At 72.1% G+C, this 588-nt stretch carries 1 protein-coding gene; it reads left to right on the top strand.

Features of this window, described 5'->3' with window-relative positions; genetic code table 11:
• Nucleotides 1–588: Mur ligase family protein (locus DNK89_RS23695; RefSeq protein ID WP_255575897.1), on the top strand; the 588-nt coding region annotated here is incomplete at both ends.

Genomic DNA, 588 nt, shown 5'->3' with positions numbered 1-588 from the left:
GTCGACCACCACCGCCCTGATCGGGCACCTGCTGACCGCCGCCGGGCGCGACGCGCGGGTGGGCGGCAACATCGGCTATGGCGTGCTCGGCCTCGACGACATGCACGGGGGCGCGGTCTATGTGCTGGAGGTCTCGTCCTATCAGCTCGACCTGACCTCCAGCCTGAAGCCGGACGTGGCGATCTTGCTCAACATCACGCCCGACCATCTGGACCGCCACGGCGGCATGGAGGGCTATGTCGCGGCCAAGCGCCGCGTGCTGCTGAACCAGGGCAAGGGCGACACCGCCGTCATCGGCGTCGACGACGCTTGGTGCCAGCGCATCTGCACCGAGATCACCGCCGCCAACCGCCGCACCATCTGGCCGATCAGCGCCGGGCGCGCCATGGGCCGGGGCGTGTACGCCTTGCAGGGCGTGCTGTACGACGCCACCGGCGAGCGGGTGATCGAGGTCGCCGACCTGCTCAACGCCCGCTCCCTGCCGGGGCGGCACAACTGGCAGAACGCCGCCGCCGCCTACGCCGCCGCCCGCGCCCTGGGCGTGTCGGTCGAGGACGCCGCCGCCGGCCTGATGAGCTTCCCCGGCCT

The sequence above is a fragment of the Acidovorax sp. ST3 genome, from assembly GCF_003231145.1.
In the GTDB taxonomy this organism is placed as follows: Bacteria; Pseudomonadota; Gammaproteobacteria; order Burkholderiales; family Burkholderiaceae_C; genus Acidovorax.
This window is presented reverse-complemented; position numbering and strand designations above follow the sequence as displayed.